This is a genomic window from Rhodococcus sp. NPDC059968 (assembly GCF_042738615.1).
Taxonomy (GTDB): Bacteria; Actinomycetota; Actinomycetes; order Mycobacteriales; family Mycobacteriaceae; genus Rhodococcus_F.
Genome location: NZ_JBHWUE010000022.1, coordinates 25,389 through 47,358, shown reverse-complemented (window position 1 = coordinate 47,358; position 21,970 = coordinate 25,389). Strand labels below are relative to the sequence as shown.

The window sequence follows — 21,970 nt, the reverse complement described above, 5'->3', positions numbered from 1 at the left end:
GATGGAATCGGTGACCGACCCGGCCCTTGTGCGCAAGAATTGCAGCGTGCACATTGAAACCACCGAATTGACGGACGTCCGGGTATTCCGGCCCCTGCCCTATCGCGACGACAGAGGTCTCTTCACTCGCACGTTCGAAGCCGGCCAGTTCGATGAACATGTGGGAGCGACCGGAATCCTGGCCGCCGACTTCCTGCAGGATTCGCAGTCCCGGTCGTGGCGCGGCGTGGTACGGGGCATGCACGGACGCGCGAATCCCGGTGAGGCGAAACTGGTCCGGTGTGCTCATGGCGCAATTTACGATGTCCTGGTCGATATTCGCAGGGCGTCGCCGACGTTCGGTGAGAAGCAGGCATTCAGGCTTGATGATGTGGACTTCGCACATCTCTATGTTCCGCCCGGGTTCCTGCACGGATTCCAGGCACTCACGGAGGTCGCGGATGTGTGCTATCGAATCAATCTCGAGCACGATCCGACGGCTGACATCGCGGTCGCCCACGACGACCCGTCCCTCGCGATATCGTGGCCGCTTCCGGTATCGCTGATCAGTGAACGTGACGCCACGGCGGGGAGTTGGACGGCGTTGCTCGAACGGTTGTGATCGTTCCTGACAGTTCCTGTCATTCATGGCCTGCTCCAACTCGCTGGAACCGCAGGGACTCATCGAGTACACCGGCGCGCTCGAGTTGCTGAAGATGGGCGAGTCGGGTGAAGCGCTGCGTGAAGAGCACGTCCGTGAGGCCCCAGCGGGTACACCGGTCGTACAATTCGGCCGCTCCGTCGACGATGCTCCATCGCGGCACGAAGTCCTCGAATGCCGTGCGGATGGCAGAGAAGTCGACGCGGTAGGACCGCGGGTCCGAGCCTGTTTCTCCCGTAATGAGGACTTGTGAGTCGGGGACCGCCGCGGCGGCGGCCTCGGCGATTTGTGCCACAGTCACATTGTTGGTCTCTGTACCGACGTTAAGGGCGACGCAGTGGATCCGATCGACCGGCGCGGTGAGTGCACACGCGAACGCGGTGGCGATGTCTTGGGCATGTACCAGCGGACGCCATGGCGTGCCGTCCGACAAGACTCGCACTGTGCCCGTCAGCATCGCGGTGCCGACCAGGTTGTTGAGGACGATGTCGGCACGCAGCCGGGGGGAGAATCCGAAGGCGGTCGCGTTGCGCAGGAAAACCGGAGAGAACCCGGAGTCGGCGAGTGCGGCTACGTCTTCCTCGACGAGCACCTTGCTCTCGGCGTATGGCGTGAGCGGACGCAGTGGTGCGGACTCCGTCACCAACTCGTTACCGGCCGAACCGTATACGGAGCATGTCGAGGCATACAGAAATCGCCGGACACCGGCTTGCTTCGCCAGGCGAGCCAGCCGGACGGACGCGCGATGATTGATTTCGTACGTGATGTCCGGTGCGAGAGACCCCAGAGGGTCGTTCGACAGCGCAGCGAGGTGAATCACGGCATCGAAGCCGCCCAGATGCTGCTCAGTCACGTCCCGCAGGTCAATATCGAAAGAGGGAGGGTCGGCGGGTGCAGGACCGAGTACGCATCCGGCGAAGAGCCCGGAATCGAGACCCACGACGTCGTGCCCGCGCGTTTGCAATACCGGAACCATGACCGAACCCAGGTATCCCTGGTGGCCGGTAAGGAGCACTCGCATGTCAGGTCCTTCCGAATCGGATGGTCGCCTTTTCGAGGACGAACGCCTCCGCGTGCGGTTGTCTGCTCTGCACACCCCTCAGCCGCGACAGCCCGAGAAAGGAGTCTTCGTCGAACCAGTCGTGGGTGGTTTGGGAGGGGTAGTGCTTCAGCAGTATCCGCGCCTTTTCCGTCGCAACAGCGCGGGTGAGCGGGTGGTAGATCGACGGCCGAGGTGTGTCGTTCTCCCACTTGAGGATCTCGTACCCCAGGATCAGGTGGTCACGGAATACCGTCGGAACCAGCTCCGCCAGCATTCGGTGATCCTGGTGTGCGTCGGCTCGTTGCGGAGCGAACACCACGTCAGGATGGCAATCGCGCCCGAAGGCCTCGACTGCCTTCTTGATCGGCTCCCAATATGCCGGTGCGTACCCGTCCGGAACGTCGAGAACCGTGAGCTCGAGGTCTGCGGCGGGACACAATGCCGCCAACGCATGACGCTCCTCTATCTCGCGTCGGGCGTCGGCGCCTGCCAGCACGAGCGCCCGGACGCGAAGACCGGGAGTGCTGGCAGCAAGTGTGAGAAGGGTACCTCCGAGCCCGATCGCAACGTCGTCACAGTGCGCACCGAGCACCGCCACTTCGCGGAGCCCCGGTGTGTTGAGGCTGATCATCACGTGCTGTGTGCGGGCTGCGACGGCTCCCACACCATCCACGGATGGATGCCTTGCGAGTAGTTCGAATCGAGTTCGGCGCGTTCCTTGAAAGTGTCCGCCGGCTTCCAGAACCCCTCATGGCGGTACCCGAACAAACGGCCTTCACCGGCAAGACGTTCACACACATCGGCCACGAGATCGCCGCCAGGGGGAAGGAGATCGAAGATCTCCCGACTGAGGACGAAGTATCCGCCGTTCTCCCAGATGGGCAGCCGGCTGACTGGGATGATCTCCTTGACCTCGCCGTTCTCGGCCACGTTGACGCAGTGGAACGACGACTGGGGCGTGACGACGAGCATGGATGCGGCCGCGCCCGACTCGTGGAACTTTGTGATGACATCGTCGAGGGGGGCGTCGGTGAGCACGTCTGCATAGTTCGCGAGAAAGTACTCGTCTTCGCCGAGGTGCTGTCGAACGCGTCGCAGACGCTCGCCGATCGCAGACTCCAGACCGGTATCGACGAACGTGATCGACCAGTCGCTGATGTCGGAATTCAGCAGCTCGATCTTGCTCGCACGCAAAACGAAGTCGTTGGATTCCGCTTCGCGGTAGTCGAGGAAGTAGTCTTTGATTGCCTCCGCCCCGTACCCGAGGCAGAGAATGAACTCTGTATGGCCGAAATGCGCGTAGTAGTGCATTACATGCCACAGCAGCGGACGTGGTCCGACCATCTGCATCGGTTTCGGGATCACGTCGTTGTGGTCGTTGCGCATGCGTAGGCCGTATCCGCCGCAGAACAGGACAACTTTCATGTCGTGAGCCTCCTTGCCACGCTGTCGGGTTGGAATGTCGCTCTGTGCAGGGAGGGGAGTGGATACACGAGCTCTCCGCCCCACTCGCTGATGTAGCGCAGTTGTTCGGTCAGCTCCGCCTCGAGATTCCAGGGCAGGGCGAGGACGACGTCCGGCCGATCTTTCTCGATCTGTCGGGGATCGAGAATCGGGATCCGGGTGCCCGGCGTGTACCGGCCGTGCTTGTACGGATTGCGGTCGACCGTGTATTCGAGTAGATCGGGGCGAATTCCGCAGTAGTTCAACAGGGTGTTTCCCTTGCCCGGAGCGCCGTAGCCGACGACGGTCCTGTTCTGGGCCCGGCAGTCGAGAAGGAACCCGAGCAATTCTTGTCGAGCAACTCGCGCCTGTATTTCGAGTCGGGTGTATCCGTCGACATTGTGCAGTCCGGCGTCGTCCTCCTGTTTCAACACCTCGGTAACGCGCGGGGTGGGCACTGCGCCGGCGGTGTCGGGACGTGCCCAGATCCGGATCGAGCCGCCGTGTGTCTCCAGAAGTTCCACATCGACGACCGAGAGGCCCGCCGTGGCAAGCGCACGCATGGCGGAGAGGAGTGTGTAGTACTGAAAGTGCTCGTGATAGACCGTGTCGAATTGCGCGTGGACGATCAGATTGAGGGCGTGGTGCACCTCGATACTCAGCCGGCCGTCGTCGGCGACGAGGGTACGCAGCGCGCGAGTGAACCCGCGGAGGTCGGGGATGTGCGCATACACGTTGTTCGCGACCACGAGGTCGGCCGGACCGTGCTCGGCGCGGACGTCGGCGGCGAGTTCCTCGTCGAGAAATGCCGTGAGAGTGGGAACACCTCGTTCACGTGCGGCCGCGCCGACGTTGTGCGACGGTTCGATTCCGACGCAGCGGATCCCGGCGTCGACCGCGTGCTGCAGCAGGTAACCGTCATTACTCGCCACCTCGACGATCAACGATCTCGCGTCGAGGCCGAGTCGCGACACCGAGGAGCGGACGAACTGCCGTGCGTGCTCCACCCATGAATCCGAGTAGGAGGAGTAGTAGGCATAGTCGGTGAAGGTGTCCTCCGGAGAAATCAGGGCCGGAACCTGAAGCAGGAGGCATTCCTCGCAGATGCGCAGGTGCAGCGGATAGTTCGTCTCGGGGGCGTCCAGACCCTGCTCGGTCAAGAAGAGCTCGCACGGCGGTGTCGCCCCCAGATCCAGGACGCTTCGCAAGCGATCGGAATCGCACAGTCGGCAGCGCACGGGCAGTCTCCCCTCGTCACCGAGATCTGGAGGTCGCTCTGTGTGTTAGTTGCGTCACACCCAAGGTCTCGATCCGTCCAATAAACCACACTCGAGGTCGTCTTGCAAGGGTCAAAACCAACTTTGAGTATGTTAAATTCCCAAATAAAGGATCACTGCCCTTTTATTGGACAACTCGTAGGGACTCGGTCAAATGGGTGAATCCTTAGACGTGGAGGTTTTCGCGACTAAGGACGCAGACCGCGGATACCGGACGAGGTATGGTGATATCTCGTCCCCCAAATTAAAGGCGGGCGAGCAACAATTGCCATTGAAAGCCCAATGTGCCGATGACATCGGAGGGTGCCCGATGCCGTTCGTCATAGTCGAACGCGAAGAGACACTGGTCGCCGGACTGGCCGTCCGCAGTCCGAAGAGGGCGCTGGGAAAAGCGCGCGACAAGGATCTCGAAAAGACGTGGTCCACCCTTCTCGCGCAGAACGTGGACAGGCCGTTGGCCTCTGCCTATGTCGACCATGCTCCCGAGATCAATTCGTATTACACGCAAATCGTGGGCTACGAGTGCTCTTCGATCGATCAGGTCGGACGCGGGCATCTGGTGTCGCGGATTCCTGCTGGAACGTATGCGAAGTTCTCCTCGGTCGGAACCTTCCCCGACCTCTTCGACGCGCTCTGGGGGCAGATTCGTGATGCGGAGGAATCGCAGCAGATTCAACGCTCCTACACCGGTGACTTCGAGTTCTACCCGCACGCCTTCGGGATCGATTTGTATGTGGCAATAGTGCCACCCGCCACGAGGTAGGGGCCACAATGAGTTTCGAGATCGTCAAGCGTGAGTCCGCCGACTTCGGTGGGCTTGTTCTGCCGCGCACGGAACTCAGTTCGTCGGCGCACTCGACCGACCTGATGAAGTTCACCCGTGAGCGCATCCAGCAACGAGGCACCGAGGAGCTGATCACCGTCTACGTTGCGGTCCCGGATCTGGGTTGGACCGCTGTGATCGGGTATCGGTGTATCGACCTCGGTCATCTCGAGATCGGTGACGTGCTGGTGCGCGTCCCGGCGGGCTTTTTTGCCAAGTTCACACCTGACGGGCGGTCGTCCGACCCGATCGAAGACGTGTGGATTCAGGCCGAGCTGGCTGAGAAGGAAGGGCGCATCGAGCGCGCCTATGCGGAGGAGGTCGAGGTCTTCCGCGCACCAAGCAGCGTCGAGCTGTTCATTTCCCTCAACTAATTCCAAGGTCGACAATTACCGACCTGAAGTTTGTTTTTGGGCCCATTTATGGCATCACAGGTGACAAATCTGGTGTAAACGCGGAAAATAGGTAGCCGCGGGGCTGTGACCGGGTTCGTGTGTCCAGTTCTTGGGGTCTTTACGTAACCCGTGAGTCCCCGGAATTGCCGCACCGACTCCGATGGGAAAGCCAATGCCAGTTGAACAGCTGTCGCGTCCGCAGATCGATACACGATCGCTCGATACCATACTCGATCGAACTCTGAGTGTGTGGGATCCGCGGGCGGAGTGTCGCTTCGTCATCGCCCGGCCGTCCGACGAGCCGGCGCTCTGGGAAGAGTATCTCGAGGGAGCGGTCGCGGGCTATCGCAAGTACGGCGCCGAGAAGGCGCTCGAGTACCGCCGGATTCAGGCCGGCGACACCACCGCGCTGTTCTTCGTTGCCATCGATCCGAACGGTTCGGTCGCAGCCGGCGTCCGCGCCCAGGGTCCGTATCTTGTCGCTGATCAGGCCCACGCGATCACGGAATGGGGAACCGATCCCGGAGCTCCCGCCGTCCGCCGGATGATCGAGGACCGGCTGCCGTTCGGTGTCGTGGAGGCGAAGGGGGCGTGGGTGGCGGACACGGCCGCCCGGCGGGGTGAACTCGTCGGCGCACTGGGCCGTTTCGCCACCTACTCGATGGATCTGCTCGACGTCCAGTTCATGCTCGCGACCGCCGCATCCCACGTCCTGGACACGTGGCGGACCACCGGTGGGGTGGTGGCCGACCACATTGCTCCGGTGCCCTATCCGGATGACCGCTACGAGACGCGGCTGATGTGGTGGGATCGGAGTAGGCGCAGGGGCCGCGCCGAATCCATGCAGCTGGCCCAGCTGTTACTCACGACGTCCCGACCGACGCCGTCGGCAGGCATCGCGACGGGGACGGGAGGAAACGTCGTCCGGTCGATGCGGAGCGTCTCGTGAACGAAACCCGCGGTGACTACACCGCCCTGCTGCTCGACGAGGACCACTCCGGGGACGCGGCGGTACTCGACCGTCTCCGCCGCGACCCCGCGGTGGTCTTCGTCGATCGGCTCGACCAACAGTTCGACAGCCTCCGTTCCCTCGTGCCCGCGCCGGGACCCGGCGTGTTGGACGAAGCTCCGGTGTGGGCGTACTACTCGTGGCGACGGACCGTGGTGCGTCTCCTCGGCCCCGCATCGTTCCGGCTGCTGCGGCTGGACCGGAATCGGACCAAGATCACCGCGCAGGAGCAGGAACGCCTCAGGGACGTGACCGTCGGGATCGTCGGTCTGAGCGTCGGTCACGCGGTCGCGGTGGCCCTCACGCTGGAAGGTGCGTGCGGCGGCCTGCGGCTCGCGGACTTCGACACCCTCGAACTGTCCAACCTGAACCGGGTTCCCGGCACCGTTCTGGACCTCGGCGTGAACAAAGCCGTGGTGGCCGCCCGCCGTATCGCGGAGATCGACCCCTACGTCACTGTGACGTTGTGGGAGGGCGGTCTCGACGTCGAGTCGGTGGCCGAATTCCTGGACGGCACCGACGTGGTGATCGACGAATGCGACTCCCTCGACGTCAAGGTGTCCCTGCGACGGGAGGCCAGGCGGAGGGGATTGCCGGTGCTGATGGCGACCAGTGACCGGGGTCTGCTGGACGTCGAGCGATTCGACCTCGAACCCGATCGACCCGTCTTTCACGGAGTGATCGGTGACGTTGACGTGGAGTCGCTGGCGGGGCTCGGCTCGCGGGACAAGATTCCGCTCGTACTTCGCATTCTCGACGCGGGACAGCTGTCGGCGACGATGGCGGCGTCGTTGGTGGAGGTGGACGAAACCATCTCCACGTGGCCTCAGCTCGGGGGCGAGGTGCTGCTCGGCGGCGCGGAGGTCGCGGCGGCGGTGCGGCGCATCGGGCTCGGACAGCCGCTCGCGTCGGGTCGGTGCCGTATGGATCTGGATCAGCATCTCGATGCCCTCACCGATCCGCCGAGACCGCACGATCTGCCGGAGCGTGCACCGGATCGTGCGGCGGCCGCAGCGGTGCCGCACGACGCCGTCGACGCCGTCGACGCCGTCGTGCATGCCGCGTCCCGGGCGCCCTCCGGCGGCAACGTCCAGCCGTGGACGATCGCGGCGGACGACGCGGGGCTGACCATCTCCGTGGCCCCGGAGCACACGACGGCCATGGACGTCGGGTACCGCGGCAGTTGTGTCGCGGTCGGCGCCGCACTGCACAACGCCCGGATCGCCGCGTCGGCCGCCGGACTGCTCGGTGCCGTGACGGTCCACGACGGCGATCCGGGACTTCCCGTCGCCACGATGACGTTCGGCAGCGGGAACGACCGGGAACTCACCGACCGCTACGAGCACATGCTCGACCGGACCACCAACCGCAGGCCGGGCGTGCCCCGGCCGTTGGACGACACCCAGGCGGGACTTCTCGCGGAGGCGGCATCGCGCGAGGGCGCACGCCTCTGCCTGGTGACCGACCGGGACGACATCGCGACGATCGGCGCGATTCTCGCGGAGTCGGACCGCATCCGATTCCTCACACCGACCCTGCACCGCGAAATGATCGGGGAGTTGCGGTGGCCGCCGCTGGATTCGGTCGAGACCGGCATCGACGTTCGCGCACTGGAACTCGATTCGGCGGAACTGTCGACCCTCGCGCTGCTGCGGAGACCCGACGTCATGGAACGACTCGGCGCACAGGACGCGGGACGCGCGCTGGGCAAGTCCACCGCGGACCGCGTCGCGTCGAGTTCGGCTGTCGCGGTCGTCGCGATTCCGGGCAGCACCCCTCGGGACTACGTGCGCGGAGGTGAGGCGACCGAGAGTGTGTGGATCCACGCCCAGGCGCTCGGGCTCGCCGTCCAGCCGATTTCACCGGTGTTTCTCTACGGTGTGGAAAGTGCGGAACTCGAACAACTCTCACCACGGTATGCGGCACCATTGGAAAAGCTGCGGGAGGAGCTGTTCGACGTCGTCGGAGCAAAGGCAGGTGAAGCGCTCGCCATGGTGTTACGGCTCAGCCATGCGCCGAGCCCGTCGGTTCGGAGCGAGCGCCTCGCCGACCGGGTTCGCAGGCGGATATCGTAAGGACAGGAGGGCCAGTGACCACCGAGAAGCAAACGGAAAAGCTCGAGACCCTGGTGACAACCGTGGCGTCCCGGCTCACGCCTGTCGATGCGGTCTCGTTCAAGCCCGTGGCCACCCGCGTGTTGCAGGATCTCGTGGAGCACTTCGAGGTCGACACCAGCTTCCTCCGGTTCACCGACCACGAGATCGCGGCGACGGTCCTGGTCGCGGAGTACCCGCTCCGCCCCTTCATCCCCGACCCCGACCCGCTCGGCGTCGTCTATTTCAAGGACGCCGACTCGACGTTCGCCCAGATCGAGCACCAGAAGGAAGTGGCCATCTTCCGGCCGGAGGTGTCCGGTCCGGATTACAACGAGCGGGTCCGCGAGGCGTCCGGGGTGCCGCAGGTGTCGCTCGCGGCCGTTCCGCTGTTGTCCGGTGACACGACGACGGGCACGCTCGGATTCATCAAGTTCGGCGACCGCGACTGGACGCCGCCGGAGGTCGACGTCCTCAAGGCGATCGCCGCCCTGCTCGCCCAGGTCCAGGCGCGCATCGTCGTCGAGGAGCAGTTGCGCTACTCGGCCGACCACGATTCCCTCACCGGACTCAGCAACCGGCGCGCGCTCTACCACCACCTGGACACTCGCCTCGCCGAGTCCGAACCCGGGCCGGTCGCGATCCTATTCCTCGACCTGGACCGGTTGAAGCCTCTCAACGATTTCTTCGGTCACGGAGCCGGTGACGGGTTCATCTCGACGATCGCGGACCGGCTCAGATCGACCAGCGAGACCGACGACCTCGTCTCCAGGCTGGGCGGCGACGAATTCGTGCTCGTACTCGGCGGATCGGTGGGCCTGGAGGAGGCGGAGGTCCGGGCGCAGCACATCCGCGACGTGGTGACCGAACGAGTGCGTCTCGGCCGCGAGGTGGTCAGCCGCAGTGTCAGTATCGGCGTCGCGGTCGGAATTCCGGGCAAGGCCACCACCAGTTCGCTCCTCAGCCAGGCCGACCAGGCCGTCATGGTCGCGAAGACCAAGGGCGGTAACGCGATCAGCGTCTTCACGGACGAGATGCAGGAGGAGAGCGAGAAACGCAACATGATCGAGCTCAGCCTGCGTGCGGCCATCGCGGACGAGTCGCTGTTCCTCGAGTACCAGCCCGAGGTAGACCTGCGGACCGGCCGGATCATCGGGGTGGAGGCCCTGGTGCGGTGGAATCACCCGCTACTCGGGTTACTGCAGCCGGCGTCGTTCATCGACGTCGCCGAGGCGACGAATGTGGCGGGCGAGCTCGGGCGATGGGTCATCCGGAAGGCCTGCCGACAGTGGGCCGACTGGCGGTCGCAGGTTCCCGAACTGGACCTGGATCTTCGCGTCAACGTCTCGCCGGGGCAGTTGGCCGGACTGGATTTTCTCGACGTCGTCGCGAGCGCGCTGACGGAGTTCGACCTTCGGAAGGGCGCGCTGTGCCTGGAGATCACCGAGAACGCAGTGCTCAGTGATCTGACCTGGACGCGTGAAGCGCTCGAAGGACTGCACGCGATGGACGTGGAGGTCGCGATCGACGACTTCGGCACCGGGTTCAGCTCCCTGAGCCACCTCAAGGCGCTGCCGGTGGGGACGCTGAAGATCGACAAGGGTTTCGTGATGAACCTGGACACCAACCCCGAGGATCGGGCGATCGTGAAGTCCATCATCGGCCTTGCCGAATCGTTCGGCCTGGAATTGGTCGCGGAGGGCGTCGAGAACGTCGAGTCGGCCCGGCAACTTGTCGAGATGGGATGCCATCGGGCCCAGGGCTTCCTGTTCAGCCGCCCGGTCTCGGCCGAGAAGATCGGCAAGTTGCTGGTGGCCGGAGCCATCGAGGTCGGGCTGTAGCTCCGCCTCCCTTGCACGGCGCGGCAGCGAGTTGTCAGAGGAAGCGCTCGCGCCGGATTTGCTACTTCATCGCGTCGCAAAGACAGCGTTACAGGCTCGGGGTATGTTTATACCCACACCGCAGTACCTCTTGTCTTGAAATGCCGTTGTGCGGTAACTTCTCGAAGGGTTTGCTGGAGAGTCGCTGAGGGTAGCTGTCGACGCGGCAAGGTGGGACTGTCGGAGACTGGAGCAGGGGGATCGATGTCTGGTGGTTCTGTCGGGTCGATACCCGAGTCCCGGATCGGGTGCGACGTGATGACGGTCGGGCACGTGAGAAGCAGCGTCGAGCGATTCGGCGACCGTTATCTGACGAGAATCTTCACACCCCACGAACTGGAAACCTGCGAGGGACCTGCGCGGGCCCAACGGCTGGCCGCCCGGTTCGCGGCCAAGGAAGCCGTGGTCAAGGTGTTGCGACCCGGGGATGTCGCCTTGCCGTGGCAGTCCATCGAGATCCGGCGCGAGAGCTGGGGCGGATGCGGAGTGCACCTGTCCGGCAACGCGTCGGCCCTCGCCGAGCGGCAGGGGCTCGGCGGATTCCACGTCTCGATCTCGCACGAGGCCGACGTCGCGATCGCCATGGTCACCGCGTCCCGGCTCGGCACACCACCCCATCACCAAGGAGAACGCCACCCATGAGCGAGCAGGCCATCCGCAAGGTTCTCGGCGACCACGCCCGGTTGTCCGTCGATGCCGCGAGCATCGCCGTCGGCGCCGATCTCTACGAACTGGGTTTGACGTCGCACGCGAGCGTCAACGTGATGCTGGCGCTGGAGGATTCGTTCGACATCGAATTCCCTGACGAGCTGCTGCGCAAGAGCACGTTCGCGAGTGTGGATTCCATTCGGGGCGCACTCGTCGAACTCGGAGTGGCATGAGCATCGCCCTCGCGAGCGACACCGGGATCGAGTCTGCGCAGTCGTGGGGACCGGCGGCGCGAGCCGAGAGGGTCGTGGCCGAGGTGGCCGCGCGCTGGGCCGTCGACGTCGATAGGGACGCGCGTTTTCCGCAGGAAGCGATCGACGCGCTCCGGGACCAGCGGTTGCTCTCGTGTGCCGTGCCCCCGGAACTGGGTGGCGAAGGCGCGACGCTTCGCGAACTGTGCACGATCGCCCGGACACTCGGGCGCCACTGCGCCGCGACGGCGATGGTGTTCGCGATGCACCAGACCCAGATCCTTTCGCTCGTACGACATCCGGGTGGCGACGGCGTCTCCGCCTTCCTGGGTGACGCGGTCGCCGGTCAGTATCTGCTGGCATCGGCGACGACGGAACTGGGCATCGGGGGCGACGTCCGGCGCAGCACGTGTGCGGTGGAGCAGTCCGGCGGGGTGGTGTCGCTGGTCAAGAACGCCCCCGTGATCTCCTACGGCGAGTACGCCGACGCGATACTCACGACCGCGCGGCGTACCCCAGACAGCCCGCCGAGCGACCAGGTGCTCGTCATCTGCCGGCGTGTCGACGTGACGCTCGAGCGCACCGGTGAGTGGAACACGCTGGGATTGCGCGGAACCTGCAGTCCCGGTTTCGTGCTGCGTGCCACCACCACTCCCGATCTCGTCGTCGCCGATCCGTACGCGGAGATCTCGGCGGCGACGATGCTCCCGGTGTCGCACTCGGTGTGGTCGGCCGTGTGGCTCGGCATCGCCGACGCGGCGGTGGAGAAGGCGCGCCGGTACGTGCGAGCGGCTGCGCGAAAGCAGCCGGGCGTGGCCTCGCCCGCGGCGTCGCGTCTCGCCGAGGCGGCCGCTGTGCACCAGCAGTTCTCGGACGTCGTGTTCGCGGCGGCCCGCCGGTTCGACGACGCCGATGCGGCGCCCGCCGGTTCGCCGGAGGCCGAAGTCGCGGGCGGAGTGGGCTATTCGCTGGCGATGAACAACCTGAAGGTGACGGCGTCGACCCTGGTTGTCGACCTCGTCGGCAGGGCCCTGCTGATCTGCGGGATCGCCGGCTACCGGGAAGACACGGAGTACTCGCTCGGCCGGCACCTGCGCGATGCGCACGGAGCGGCCGTCATGGTCAACAACGATCGAATCATGGCCAACTCGGCGCAGATGGCCACGGCATACCGGGGGACGATATGAGCACGGATACAGCGGTGGAGCGGGAAGAGACGAGCGAGCTCGAGCGGGCCCGGCGTGCGTTCCGGACGGAACTGCTGGAGACCGGACTCCTGGTGGACACGTCCGTCGCAGGCCTCTACGGACGGTCGGGGTTGTTCGAGGATATCGTCGACGGTATCGACGCGGTCGTGCGGGCAGCAGGGCCGGGCGCGTCCGCGGCCCGATTCCGGTTTCCTCCGATGTTCCCGCGCACCAGTTTCGAGCGCACCGACTACATCGCGTCGTTCCCCGATCTGACCGGTGCGATCAACACGTTCACCGGCACCAATGCCGAGCACGCCCAACTGCTGGCGGCGCGAGCCGACGGCGAGAGCTGGGACAAGTGGCTCGAACCGACGGACACGATGCTGGTGTCGGCGGCATGCCACCCCGCGTACCCGATGTTCACGGGTGTGCTGCCTGACGGCGGTGCGTTGCTGGACGTGTACGGCTACTGCTTCCGGCACGAGCCGGCGTTCGATCCCGCCCGCATGCAGGCGTTCCGGATGCACGAGTTCGTGCGGATCGGCACGGCGGACCAGGCCGCGACCCACCGTGATTCGTGGATCGAGCGCGGGCTCGAGGTGCTGTCCGACCTGCGGCTGGACGCCACGCCGGTGGTCGCTAACGACCCGTTCTTCGGCAGGGTCGGACGCATGCTCGCCGCCAACCAGCGCGAGGAGAACCTCAAGACCGAGCTCACGGTGCGCCTGTACGGCGATCTCGACGAGGGGACCGCCGTCGTCTCGTGCAACTGCCATCAGGACCACTTCGGTGTCACGTTCGACATCGACACCGCGGACGGCGACGTCGCCCACAGTGCGTGCGTGGGATTCGGGATGGAACGCGTCGCACTCGCGATGCTGCGGACTCACGGCATGGACCCGTCGCGCTGGCCGAGTGCGGTGAAATCCCGGATGTCGCTGTGACATCCCGGCTGATCGACATCTCGCCGGACGGGTACGAACCGCATTCCATCCACTCCGACGAGCGGACGTGGACCGAGACCAACTGCTACCTCGACCTGTGGGTGGAGGTACTCCACTCGCTCGGGCTCGATCCGGTGCCCGCCGCCGCGTGCGCGTTCGGAGCCCGGTTCGACGGATCGCAGTGGACGTTTCTGAAGTTCAAGCCGGAGGACCTGTTCGCGCTGTACGGGATCGACGTGGGGGAGATGAACGTCTGGCGCAGCGTCCTCGACCACGTCGAGGACAATCTCGCGGCGGGAATGCTGTCGACCGTCGAGGTGGATGCGCACTGGCTCCCGGACACGGTGGGCACCGGGTACCGCGAGAGTCACACCAAGACGACGATCGTCGCGAACTACATCGACCGGGAGGCCGGTGTGCTCGAGTATTTCCACAACAGTGGGTATCACCGGCTGTCCGGTGACGACTTTCGCGGGTTGTTCGGGCTCGATGTCTCCGGATCGGCGACCTTCACCCCCTACGTCGAGCAGGTCCGGTTCGACGGGGATCCGGGGTACCGGCCGGCGCGCTTCGAGGCGGTACTGCGCCATCATCTCGCCACGCGACCGGACGGAAATCCGGTGCGCGACCTCGGTGAGCGGGTGGTCGCCGACGTGCCCTGGATCCGCGGCGCGGGCATCGACACGTTCCACCTGTGGACGTTCGGGGTGTTACGGCAGTGCGGTGCCACCGCGGAACTGGCCGCCGACGTGTGCGAGTACCTCGAGCACAACGGGTTCGCGGGGGCGGCGGCGTTCGCGCCGGGCTTCCGGGCGGTAGCCCAGGGCGCGAAGAGCGTGCAGTTCCAGATGGCCCGGGCCGCTCGCGGACGCAGTGTCGACCCGTCGGCGCAACTCGACTGCATGGCCGAGGCGTGGGAACGGTCGGTGGGCGGCGTGGCGCGAGTGGTCGGATGCGTGTAGTGGATCTTCTCGCCGACGCTCGGTGGCGTTGCGTGGCAACGGAACCGGGTGCGGTCACCGATCCGTCGGCGCTGGCGGTGGCGCCGGGTCCGTGGTATTCCGCGCAGGTGCCGGGTACCGCGGCAGGCGCGATCCGGGCGACCGACGGTGCCGAGGCGGCGCGGGCCGCGAGGACCGACGCGGTGGACTGGTGGTTCGTCACCGACGTGTCCGGCGGCGGCCCGGGACCGTGGCGGCTCGAGTTCGACGGCCTCGCCTCGCACGCGGAGGTGTGGGCCGGCGCCGACCTCGTCCTGACTTCGGAGTCGATGTTCGTGCCGGCCTCGGTCGATCTCGCCTCTTGCCCAGGCACGGTCACGCTGGCGATCCGTTTCCCGTCGCTCGATGCCGCGCTGCGCCGCCGGCGGCCTCGCGGACGCTGGCGGTCGTCGCTGGTGAGCGCGCAGGGCCTGCGCTGGATCCGCACGAGCCTGCTCGGCCGCGCCCCGGTCTTCGGTGGTGTGCCGGCCCCGGTGGGTCCGTGGCGGGCGGTGCGGCTGCACGACCGCGCCGCGCCTGTCCTGTCGGATCGTCACGTGGTCACCGCCGTGGAGGACGGCACGGGCGTGCTGGACCTCGCCGTGCGCGTGCATCGTTCGGCCGGACCGGCACCGGTCGTGCGGCTCGGCGACCTCACCGTGGACGCGACGGTTGTGGACTCCGGGTCCGGCGCGCAGGATGTCCGCGCCCACCTGCGCGTCCCCGACGTCCGGTTGTGGTGGCCCCACACCCACGGCATCCCCGTGACGTATCCGCTGAGCGTCGTCCTGGGGGAGCACGTCGTCGACCTGGGTGCGGTCGGATTCCGCACCGTGCGCGCGGCGCGCGGCGACGGCGGATTCCGGCTGTCGGTCAACGGGGTCGACGTGTACTGCCGAGGCGCCGTCTGGACGCCGGTGGATCCGGTCGGGCTGGGTGGCCGGGATCAGACGCGGGCCACTCTCGAGCGGGTGGTCGAGGCCGGCCTCAACATGGTCCGCGTGCCGGGCACCGCGGTGTACGAGGACGCCGCATTCTGGAACGACTGCGCCGAACTCGGGGTCATGGTGTGGCAGGACGCCATGCTGTCGACGTTCGACCCGCCCGACGACCAGCCGTTCCTGGACCTGCTGACCGCGGAGGTCGAGGCGGTGCTGCGGCCGCTGTCCGGTAACCCCGCGCTCACGGTGTTCAGCGGAGGCAGCGAGACCGAACAGCAACCGGCGATGCTCGGACTCCCGCTGCCGCACATGATGGCGGTGCACGACGTGATTCCGGCGGTGGTCGGTAGGACGGCGCCGGGGGTGGTGCCGGTGTCGTCGTCACCGACCTCGCCGCCGGGCGACGACGCGCTCGCGACCCACGTGGGGACGGGTGTCGCGCACTACTTCGGTGTCGGGGGCTATCGGCTTCCGCCGTCCGACGTCCGCCAGGCCGGGGTGCGGTTCGCCGCCGAATGCCTCGCGTTCTCGATTCCCCCGTCGGACGCGGCGATCGAGGCCGAATTCGGCAGCCTCGCGGCGGCCGGCCACCATCCACGGTGGAAGGCGGCCGTTCCCCGGGACAACGGGGCGTCCTGGGACTTCGAGGACGTCCGCGATCACTATGTGCGGACGCTGTTCGGCGAGGAGCCGTCGACGGTCCGGTGGAGCGACCCCGAGCGGTACCTCGCCCTCGGTCGGGCCGCCGTCTGCGAGGCGTTCGCGGCGACTCTCGGTTACTGGCGACGGCCCGATTCGGGATGCGACGGCGCCCTGGTGCTCGCGCTCCGCGACCTCGAACCTGGCGCCGGGTGGGGGCTGCTCGACACCGACGGCAGGCCGAAGGCGCCGTGGTTCGTGATGCGGCGGTTGTCGCTGCCGGTCGCGGTCCTCCTCGCCGAGGACGGGTTGGACGGACTGCGGATCGACGCGGTCAACGACACCGGCCACGAGGTCGTGGGGGAGTTGCGGGTGCAGGTGCACACCCGCACGGGTGCCCTGGCGTTCGACGTCACCGAACCGGCGACCGTCGCCGGGCACGAGGCCCGCCGGTGGTCGCTCGACACGCTGCTCGGCCGCTTCACCGACGCGACCCACGTCCACCGCTTCGGCCCGCGCGGCTACGAGAGCGTGACCGTCACGCTGTCGAGCGAGGACGGTGTCGTCGCCGAGTCCGTTCACCTCGTCGGCGGACCGGCGCGCGCCCTCGAACGGACCGTCGGCCTGACGGCGGTGGCGCGACAGGCGCCGTCCGGCGACTGGGTCGTCGACGTCGGTACCGACGGCGCTGCGCAGTACGTCCACCTCGAACTCCGCGGCTTCGAGCCGGCGGACTCCTGGTTCCACCTGCCACCCGGCGGAGCACGGATCGTGCCGGTGCGCAGGACCGGGACGGCGGACGCGGTGACCGGCCACGTGCGGGCGCTGAACTCGATGACCGTCGCACCGGTGGTGCAGGCCTCCACCTGATCCGGACCCCGGTCCGTCCGTGTGCGATATCGACTAGGCTGGCTCAGTCCGCAACTGGCCGCTCGTCCCGGCCCGAGCTGTTCGCCGGCAGTTCGTCATCACTGCTCAGGAGTGCGTCGTTGTCTTCCCCGCTCATCGCTGCCGAGCCCTCGTCCGACACCCCGCTCGCCGGTCTGGCGAAGATCGCGCTGGGCGACGCAGTCGTCGCGCAGGTGACCGAGGCTCTCGGACGCCATCACCTCGACATCGTCGCGCCCGTATCCGCCCGGCCGTTCGTGGCCGCGGCCCTCGCCGAGCGCACCCATCTGCTGCTGGTCACCGCGACCGGTCGCGAGGCCGACGACCTCACCGCCGAACTGCAGGAGATGATCGGCGACGCCGTCGCGCAGTTCCCGTCGTGGGAGACGCTGCCGCACGAACGGCTGTCGCCGAGCGCCGACACGGTCGGTCGCCGCGTGGAGGTGCTCCGCAGACTCGCGCGGCCGGACGACCGCTCGTACGGCGCCCCGCTCCAGGTCATCGTCACCACGGTCCGTTCGCTGGTGCAGCCCATGGCGCCGGGTCTCGGTGAGATCGAGCCCGTCACGCTGCGCGTGGGCGTCGAGCACGACTTCGACGGGCTGATGCAGCGGCTCGTCGAGATGGCGTACACGCGCGTCGACATGGTGGGCAAGCGCGGCGAGTTCGCCGTCCGCGGCGGCATCCTGGACCTGTTCTCACCCACCGCGGATCATCCCGTGCGCGTCGAGTTCTGGGGCGACGAGGTCACCGAACTGCGCGCGTTCTCCGTCGCGGACCAGAGGTCGCTGGCCGAACTCGACATCGACGCCGTGATCGCCCCGCCGTGCCGCGAACTGCTCCTCACCGAGGACGTCCGCGACCGCGCCGCGCAGCTCGCGGTCGACAACCAGGCCGACGCCGCGCTCGTCGAAATGCTCGACAAGATGTCGGCCGGCATCCCGGTGGAGGGCATGGAGGCACTGCTGCCCGTGCTGCGGCCGGGACAGCTCCAGTTGCTCACCGACGTGCTGCCCGAGAGCGCACACGTGCTGCTGTGCGATCCGGAGAAGATCCGGACGCGTGCCACCGATCTGGTGCGCACCGGTCAGGAGTTCCTCGAGGCATCGTGGACGGCGGCGTCGATCGGCGGCGCCGCCCCGCTCGACACCTCGGTGTTGAAGGGCGACGGCATCGACCTCGGCGCCTCCGCGTACCGCTCGCTCAGCCAGGTCCGTGAATCAGCGGAGACCACGGGTCTGCCGTGGTGGACGCTGAGCCCGCTTGCGTCCGGCAACGGCGAGGAACTGGAGCTGGCGGTCACGCCGGCACCGCAGGTCCGCGGTTCCGACGACCTGCTGTCGGAACTGTTCGTGAGCCTGCGCGCCCACGTCACCACCGGCGGCCGGGCCGTCATCGTGGTCGCAGGCGCCGGCACCGCGCATCGTGTGCTCGAGCGTCTGCGCGAAGCCGAGGTGCCCGCGGCGGAACTCGCGCCCGGTTCGGAGCCCCCGCGGGGCCAGGTCGGGGTGCTGCGCGGTTCGCTCCACGACGGCCTGGTCTTCCCCGGCGACGACTCCACTGCCGGACTCGTCATCGTCACGGAGGCCGATCTCACCGGCAACCGGGTGGCCGCGGTCGGCGACGGCAAGAGGCTGCCGGCGAAGCGCCGCAACCAGGTGGATCCGCTGGCGCTGACCGCCGGGGACATGGTGGTGCACGACCAGCACGGCATCGGACGATTCGTCGAGATGGTCGAACGCACCATCGGCGGTGCCCGGCGCGAGTATCTCGTGATCGAGTACGCCGCCAGCAAGCGCGGACACCCGGGCGACCGTCTGTTCGTCCCGATGGAGTCGCTCGACCAGCTGTCGCGGTACGTCGGCGGCGAGTTGCCCGCGCTCAGCAAGCTCGGCGGTTCCGACTGGGCGAACACCAAACGCAAGGCGCGCAAGGCGGTTCGTGAGATCGCCGGTGAACTCGTCCAGCTGTACGCGGCGCGGCAGGCCGCACCCGGTCATGCGTTCGGCCCGGACACCCCGTGGCAGAAGGAGATGGAGGACGCCTTCGCGTTCACCGAGACCCACGACCAGCTGACGGTCATCAGCGAGGTCAAGGCCGACATGGAGAAGGCGGTCCCGATGGACCGCGTCGTCATCGGCGACGTCGGCTACGGCAAGACGGAGATCGCGGTGCGGGCGGCGTTCAAGGCCGTGCAGGACGGCAAGCAGGTGGCGGTCCTGGTGCCGACGACACTCCTCGCTCAGCAGCACCTGCAGACGTTCACCGAGCGCATGGCGGCGTTCCCGGTGACGGTGCGCGGGCTCTCCCGCTTCACGGATGCGGGGGACTCCAAGGAGATCATCGCCGCCATGGCCGACGGCGAGATCGACGTCGTGGTCGGCACGCACCGGCTGCTGCAGACCGGGATCAGATGGAAGGACCTGGGCCTCGTCGTCGTCGACGAGGAACAGCGCTTCGGTGTGGAACACAAGGAGCACATCAAGGCGCTGCGCACCCACGTGGACGTTCTCACGATGTCGGCGACGCCGATCCCGCGAACGCTCGAGATGAGCATGGCGGGCATCCGCGAGATGTCCACGATCCTCACGCCGCCGGAGGAGCGGCACCCGATCCTCACCTACGTCGGCGCGTACGCCGACAAGCAGGTGGCCGCGGCCATCCGACGGGAACTGCTCCGCGACGGGCAGGTGTTCTACGTCCACAACCGGGTCAGCTCGATCGACAAGGCCGCCCAGAGGATCCGCGACCTCGTCCCCGAGGCGAGGGTCGCGGTGGCGCACGGGCAGATGAACGAGGACACCCTGGAACGGACCGTGCAGGGCTTCTGGGAACGCGACTACGACGTGCTGGTGTGCACCACCATCATCGAGACGGGTCTCGACATCTCCAACGCCAACACGCTCATCGTCGAACGCGCCGATTCCCTCGGCCTGTCGCAGCTGCACCAGTTGCGCGGTCGCGTCGGGCGTAGCCGGGAACGCGGCTACGCGTACTTCCTGTACCCGCCGGAAAAGCCGCTCACCGAGACGGCCTACGACCGCCTCGCGACCATCTCACAGAACTCCGACCTCGGCGCGGGCATGGCGGTCGCGATGAAGGACCTCGAGATCCGCGGCGCCGGAAACGTGCTGGGCGCCGAGCAGTCCGGTCACGTCGCGGGTGTCGGGTTCGACCTGTACGTGCGGCTCGTGGGGGAGGCGGTCGAGGCCTTCCGGGCAGCGGCCGACGGCAAGCCGATCACGACGGAGGACGCACCGAAGGAGGTCCGTATCGACCTGCCCGTCGACGCGCACATCCCTCCCGACTACGTCACCAGCGACCGTCTCCGGCTCGAGGGGTACCGCAAGCTCGCGGCGGCCACCGAACTCGACGGCATCACAGCCGTGGTCGACGAACTCGTCGACCGGTACGGACCGCTCCCCGAGGAGGTCCGCCGACTGGTCTCGGTGGCCAAACTGCGCCTGCTGGCCCGCGAGTACGGACTCGAGGAAATCGCCGTGGTCGGCACGCAGCTGAAGATCGCGCCGATGGCCCTACCCGACTCGAAGCAGTTGCGTCTCAAGCGGATCTACCCGAGCGCGCAGTACCGTGCCACCACCGGGATGGTGCAGCTGCCGCTGCCCCGGGCGGGTTCGGGCGGAATCGGCGCGGAGCGGGTGCGCGATGTGGAGTTGCTGCAGTACATCGCCGATTTCGTGCTCGCGTTGGACGGCAAGGCCGCCGGGTCCGTGGTGATGGAGGCCTGACCCGATGACGGTGGTCCTGCTCGACCCGTTGCGGCCCACGACGATCCCGATGGAGGCCGTCGGGGTGATCGGTGACGGCGTTGAGTTCACCGACGAGGTACCCGAGGGCGTCCGGAGGTTGCTGACCGAGGCACCCGGGGCCGCCGTCCTGGTCAGTACCGATCCCGACCACCCCACCGTGTGCGACTGGATGGCGTCGGGGTCGCGCGTCATCGCGGCCCCGAAGGTCCCGGGCGACAACCTCGTCGAGGCCGCCGAGGTGATGGACCGACTGTGGAGTTACGGCGGCTGGGAAGTGACGCAGACGCACCGCACCCTGTCGCACTACCTCGTCGAGGAGACGTACGAGGTTCTCGACGCGATCGAGTCGTCCGAACCCGGTGATCTGCGTGAAGAGCTCGGAGACCTGCTGCTGCAGGTCCTGTTCCATTCGCGCATCGCCTCGGCGTCGGGCAATTTCGACGTGGACGACGTGGCCGCGACCCTGGTGGCCAAGCTTGTGCACCGTAGTCCCCACCTCGGGGAAGACGTCGTCGGGCCGATCGACATCGCGGAGCAGGAACGCGCATGGGAGATCCGAAAAGCGGCGGAGAAGGCGCGGAGTTCCTGCCTCGACGGCGTCGCGATGAGTCAGCCCGCGGCGTCCCTCGCGGCGAAGGTGATCGCCCGCGCGAGCAAGGCAGGCCTGCCGCCCGACCTCGTGCCCGTCGAACTCGAGTCCGGGCTGGTAGCTGAGGCGGACGCCGAGACGAGACTCCGGGCAGCGACGCACGCGTTCATCACCCGGATCCGGGCAGCCGAGGATGCGGCCCGTGCACAGGGGAAGTCCTCGCTCGGAGCAGCGGACTGGTCGGGTCACTGGCCGTCGTGAGGGCGGCCGTTCCGCGCGATCGTTTCGGTTTGCCGAAATGTAACTGAGTTTTAAATCACTTCGCGCTAACTGATGCGCGAGAAACAAACTTGAGATAGGTTTACCCCTGCAAAGAAGACCGATGGTCGAAAACATTGAAGTTTTCTGAACTGCGGGGGTTCGAACGGTCTCTGCTTCCTTTGCACCGCTGCACGTGGTGAGGACACCGCTCCAGACAAGGGGTGGTCATTGCTCGCATGGGACGACTGTGATGCTGCCGGGCCATTC

The 21,970-nt window shown here is 66.9% G+C and carries 18 protein-coding genes; 14 read left to right on the top strand and 4 right to left on the bottom strand.

The window, feature by feature from the left end; translation table 11 throughout:
* Nucleotide 1: 1 nt before the first annotated feature.
* Nucleotides 2–601, top strand: a complete 600-nt coding sequence (locus tag ACFWAY_RS19450; RefSeq protein ID WP_378455336.1) for a dTDP-4-dehydrorhamnose 3,5-epimerase family protein — start codon at nucleotides 2–4, stop codon at nucleotides 599–601.
* A gap of 19 nt (nucleotides 602–620) precedes the next feature.
* On the opposite strand, the gene ACFWAY_RS19445 is transcribed toward ACFWAY_RS19450, so the two are convergent.
* Genes ACFWAY_RS19445 through ACFWAY_RS19430 form a run of 4 tightly spaced genes read right to left on the bottom strand, consistent with a single transcriptional unit; the run spans nucleotide 621 to nucleotide 4,363 of the window.
* Nucleotides 621–1,661: an NAD-dependent epimerase/dehydratase family protein gene (locus ACFWAY_RS19445; RefSeq protein WP_378511726.1), complete on the bottom strand. Its 1,041-nt coding sequence runs from the start codon at nucleotides 1,659–1,661 to the stop codon at nucleotides 621–623.
* A gap of 1 nt (nucleotide 1,662) precedes the next feature.
* Nucleotides 1,663–2,313, bottom strand: a complete 651-nt coding sequence (locus ACFWAY_RS19440; RefSeq protein ID WP_378455338.1) for a PIG-L deacetylase family protein — start codon at nucleotides 2,311–2,313, stop codon at nucleotides 1,663–1,665.
* Entirely contained in the window at nucleotides 2,313–3,107 is a 795-nt protein-coding gene (locus ACFWAY_RS19435) for a glucose-1-phosphate cytidylyltransferase (RefSeq protein ID WP_378511725.1), read from the bottom strand. The genes ACFWAY_RS19440 and ACFWAY_RS19435 overlap by 1 nt, the downstream gene beginning before the upstream one ends.
* Nucleotides 3,104–4,363 (bottom strand): methyltransferase domain-containing protein, encoded by a 1,260-nt coding sequence (locus tag ACFWAY_RS19430; RefSeq protein ID WP_378455339.1) that lies wholly within the window; start codon nucleotides 4,361–4,363, stop codon nucleotides 3,104–3,106. The genes ACFWAY_RS19435 and ACFWAY_RS19430 overlap by 4 nt, the downstream gene beginning before the upstream one ends.
* Nucleotides 4,364–4,712: 349 nt before the next feature.
* Between ACFWAY_RS19430 and ACFWAY_RS19425 the strand changes: the two genes are divergently transcribed.
* From ACFWAY_RS19425 to ACFWAY_RS19365, 13 genes are all read left to right on the top strand, one after another.
* On the top strand, nucleotides 4,713–5,165 hold the full coding sequence (locus ACFWAY_RS19425; protein WP_105413235.1) for a GyrI-like domain-containing protein: 453 nt from the start codon (nucleotides 4,713–4,715) through the stop codon (nucleotides 5,163–5,165).
* A gap of 8 nt (nucleotides 5,166–5,173) precedes the next feature.
* Nucleotides 5,174–5,599, top strand: a complete 426-nt coding sequence (locus ACFWAY_RS19420) for a hypothetical protein (protein WP_378455340.1) — start codon at nucleotides 5,174–5,176, stop codon at nucleotides 5,597–5,599.
* A gap of 193 nt (nucleotides 5,600–5,792) precedes the next feature.
* On the top strand, nucleotides 5,793–6,569 hold the full coding sequence (locus tag ACFWAY_RS19415; RefSeq protein WP_378511724.1) for a hypothetical protein: 777 nt from the start codon (nucleotides 5,793–5,795) through the stop codon (nucleotides 6,567–6,569).
* Nucleotides 6,566–8,704: an Rv1355c family protein gene (locus ACFWAY_RS19410; protein WP_378511723.1), complete on the top strand. Its 2,139-nt coding sequence runs from the start codon at nucleotides 6,566–6,568 to the stop codon at nucleotides 8,702–8,704. The genes ACFWAY_RS19415 and ACFWAY_RS19410 overlap by 4 nt, the downstream gene beginning before the upstream one ends.
* A gap of 14 nt (nucleotides 8,705–8,718) precedes the next feature.
* The gene (locus ACFWAY_RS19405) at nucleotides 8,719–10,563 is read left to right on the top strand and encodes a putative bifunctional diguanylate cyclase/phosphodiesterase (RefSeq protein ID WP_378455343.1); all 1,845 of its coding nucleotides are present in this window, start codon (nucleotides 8,719–8,721) and stop codon (nucleotides 10,561–10,563) included.
* A 243-nt stretch (nucleotides 10,564–10,806) separates the two neighbouring features.
* On the top strand, nucleotides 10,807–11,244 hold the full coding sequence (gene acpS, locus ACFWAY_RS19400) for a holo-ACP synthase (RefSeq protein WP_378511722.1): 438 nt from the start codon (nucleotides 10,807–10,809) through the stop codon (nucleotides 11,242–11,244).
* A complete protein-coding gene (locus ACFWAY_RS19395; protein ID WP_378511721.1) occupies nucleotides 11,241–11,483 on the top strand; it encodes an acyl carrier protein in 243 nt (80 codons plus the stop codon). Before acpS ends, ACFWAY_RS19395 begins: the two co-directional genes overlap by 4 nt.
* The gene (locus tag ACFWAY_RS19390; RefSeq protein ID WP_378511720.1) at nucleotides 11,480–12,688 is read left to right on the top strand and encodes an acyl-CoA dehydrogenase family protein; all 1,209 of its coding nucleotides are present in this window, start codon (nucleotides 11,480–11,482) and stop codon (nucleotides 12,686–12,688) included. The genes ACFWAY_RS19395 and ACFWAY_RS19390 overlap by 4 nt, the downstream gene beginning before the upstream one ends.
* Complete coding sequence (locus ACFWAY_RS19385) at nucleotides 12,685–13,635, top strand: amino acid--[acyl-carrier-protein] ligase (protein ID WP_378511719.1); 951 nt, start codon at nucleotides 12,685–12,687, stop codon at nucleotides 13,633–13,635. The genes ACFWAY_RS19390 and ACFWAY_RS19385 overlap by 4 nt, the downstream gene beginning before the upstream one ends.
* Entirely contained in the window at nucleotides 13,632–14,597 is a 966-nt protein-coding gene (locus ACFWAY_RS19380; protein WP_378511718.1) for a DUF1839 family protein, read from the top strand. Before ACFWAY_RS19385 ends, ACFWAY_RS19380 begins: the two co-directional genes overlap by 4 nt.
* Nucleotides 14,588–17,065 (top strand): glycosyl hydrolase, encoded by a 2,478-nt coding sequence (locus tag ACFWAY_RS19375; RefSeq protein ID WP_378511717.1) that lies wholly within the window; start codon nucleotides 14,588–14,590, stop codon nucleotides 17,063–17,065. Before ACFWAY_RS19380 ends, ACFWAY_RS19375 begins: the two co-directional genes overlap by 10 nt.
* Nucleotides 17,066–17,184: 119 nt before the next feature.
* Nucleotides 17,185–20,832: a transcription-repair coupling factor gene (gene mfd / locus ACFWAY_RS19370; RefSeq protein ID WP_378511716.1), complete on the top strand. Its 3,648-nt coding sequence runs from the start codon at nucleotides 17,185–17,187 to the stop codon at nucleotides 20,830–20,832.
* A 4-nt stretch (nucleotides 20,833–20,836) separates the two neighbouring features.
* A complete protein-coding gene (locus ACFWAY_RS19365) occupies nucleotides 20,837–21,703 on the top strand; it encodes a MazG family protein (RefSeq protein ID WP_378511715.1) in 867 nt (288 codons plus the stop codon).
* The last annotated feature ends 267 nt before the right edge of the window (nucleotides 21,704–21,970 follow it).

Excerpts from the sequence above, each read along its gene's own strand:
- ACFWAY_RS19445 (WP_378511726.1), bottom strand. The coding sequence starts at position 1,661 with ATGCGAGTGCTCCTTACCGGCCACCAGGGATACCTGGGTTCGGTCATG.
- ACFWAY_RS19365 (WP_378511715.1), top strand. The coding sequence starts at position 20,837 with ATGACGGTGGTCCTGCTCGACCCGTTGCGGCCCACGACGATCCCGATG.
- ACFWAY_RS19420 (WP_378455340.1), top strand. The coding sequence starts at position 5,174 with ATGAGTTTCGAGATCGTCAAGCGTGAGTCCGCCGACTTCGGTGGGCTT.
- ACFWAY_RS19415 (WP_378511724.1), top strand. The coding sequence starts at position 5,793 with ATGCCAGTTGAACAGCTGTCGCGTCCGCAGATCGATACACGATCGCTC.
- ACFWAY_RS19395 (WP_378511721.1), top strand. The coding sequence starts at position 11,241 with ATGAGCGAGCAGGCCATCCGCAAGGTTCTCGGCGACCACGCCCGGTTG.
- ACFWAY_RS19450 (WP_378455336.1), top strand. The coding sequence starts at position 2 with ATGGAATCGGTGACCGACCCGGCCCTTGTGCGCAAGAATTGCAGCGTG.
- acpS (WP_378511722.1), top strand. The coding sequence starts at position 10,807 with ATGTCTGGTGGTTCTGTCGGGTCGATACCCGAGTCCCGGATCGGGTGC.
- ACFWAY_RS19385 (WP_378511719.1), top strand. The coding sequence starts at position 12,685 with ATGAGCACGGATACAGCGGTGGAGCGGGAAGAGACGAGCGAGCTCGAG.
- ACFWAY_RS19375 (WP_378511717.1), top strand. The coding sequence starts at position 14,588 with ATGCGTGTAGTGGATCTTCTCGCCGACGCTCGGTGGCGTTGCGTGGCA.
- ACFWAY_RS19425 (WP_105413235.1), top strand. The coding sequence starts at position 4,713 with ATGCCGTTCGTCATAGTCGAACGCGAAGAGACACTGGTCGCCGGACTG.
- ACFWAY_RS19440 (WP_378455338.1), bottom strand. The coding sequence starts at position 2,313 with ATGATCAGCCTCAACACACCGGGGCTCCGCGAAGTGGCGGTGCTCGGT.
- ACFWAY_RS19390 (WP_378511720.1), top strand. The coding sequence starts at position 11,480 with ATGAGCATCGCCCTCGCGAGCGACACCGGGATCGAGTCTGCGCAGTCG.
- ACFWAY_RS19435 (WP_378511725.1), bottom strand. The coding sequence starts at position 3,107 with ATGAAAGTTGTCCTGTTCTGCGGCGGATACGGCCTACGCATGCGCAAC.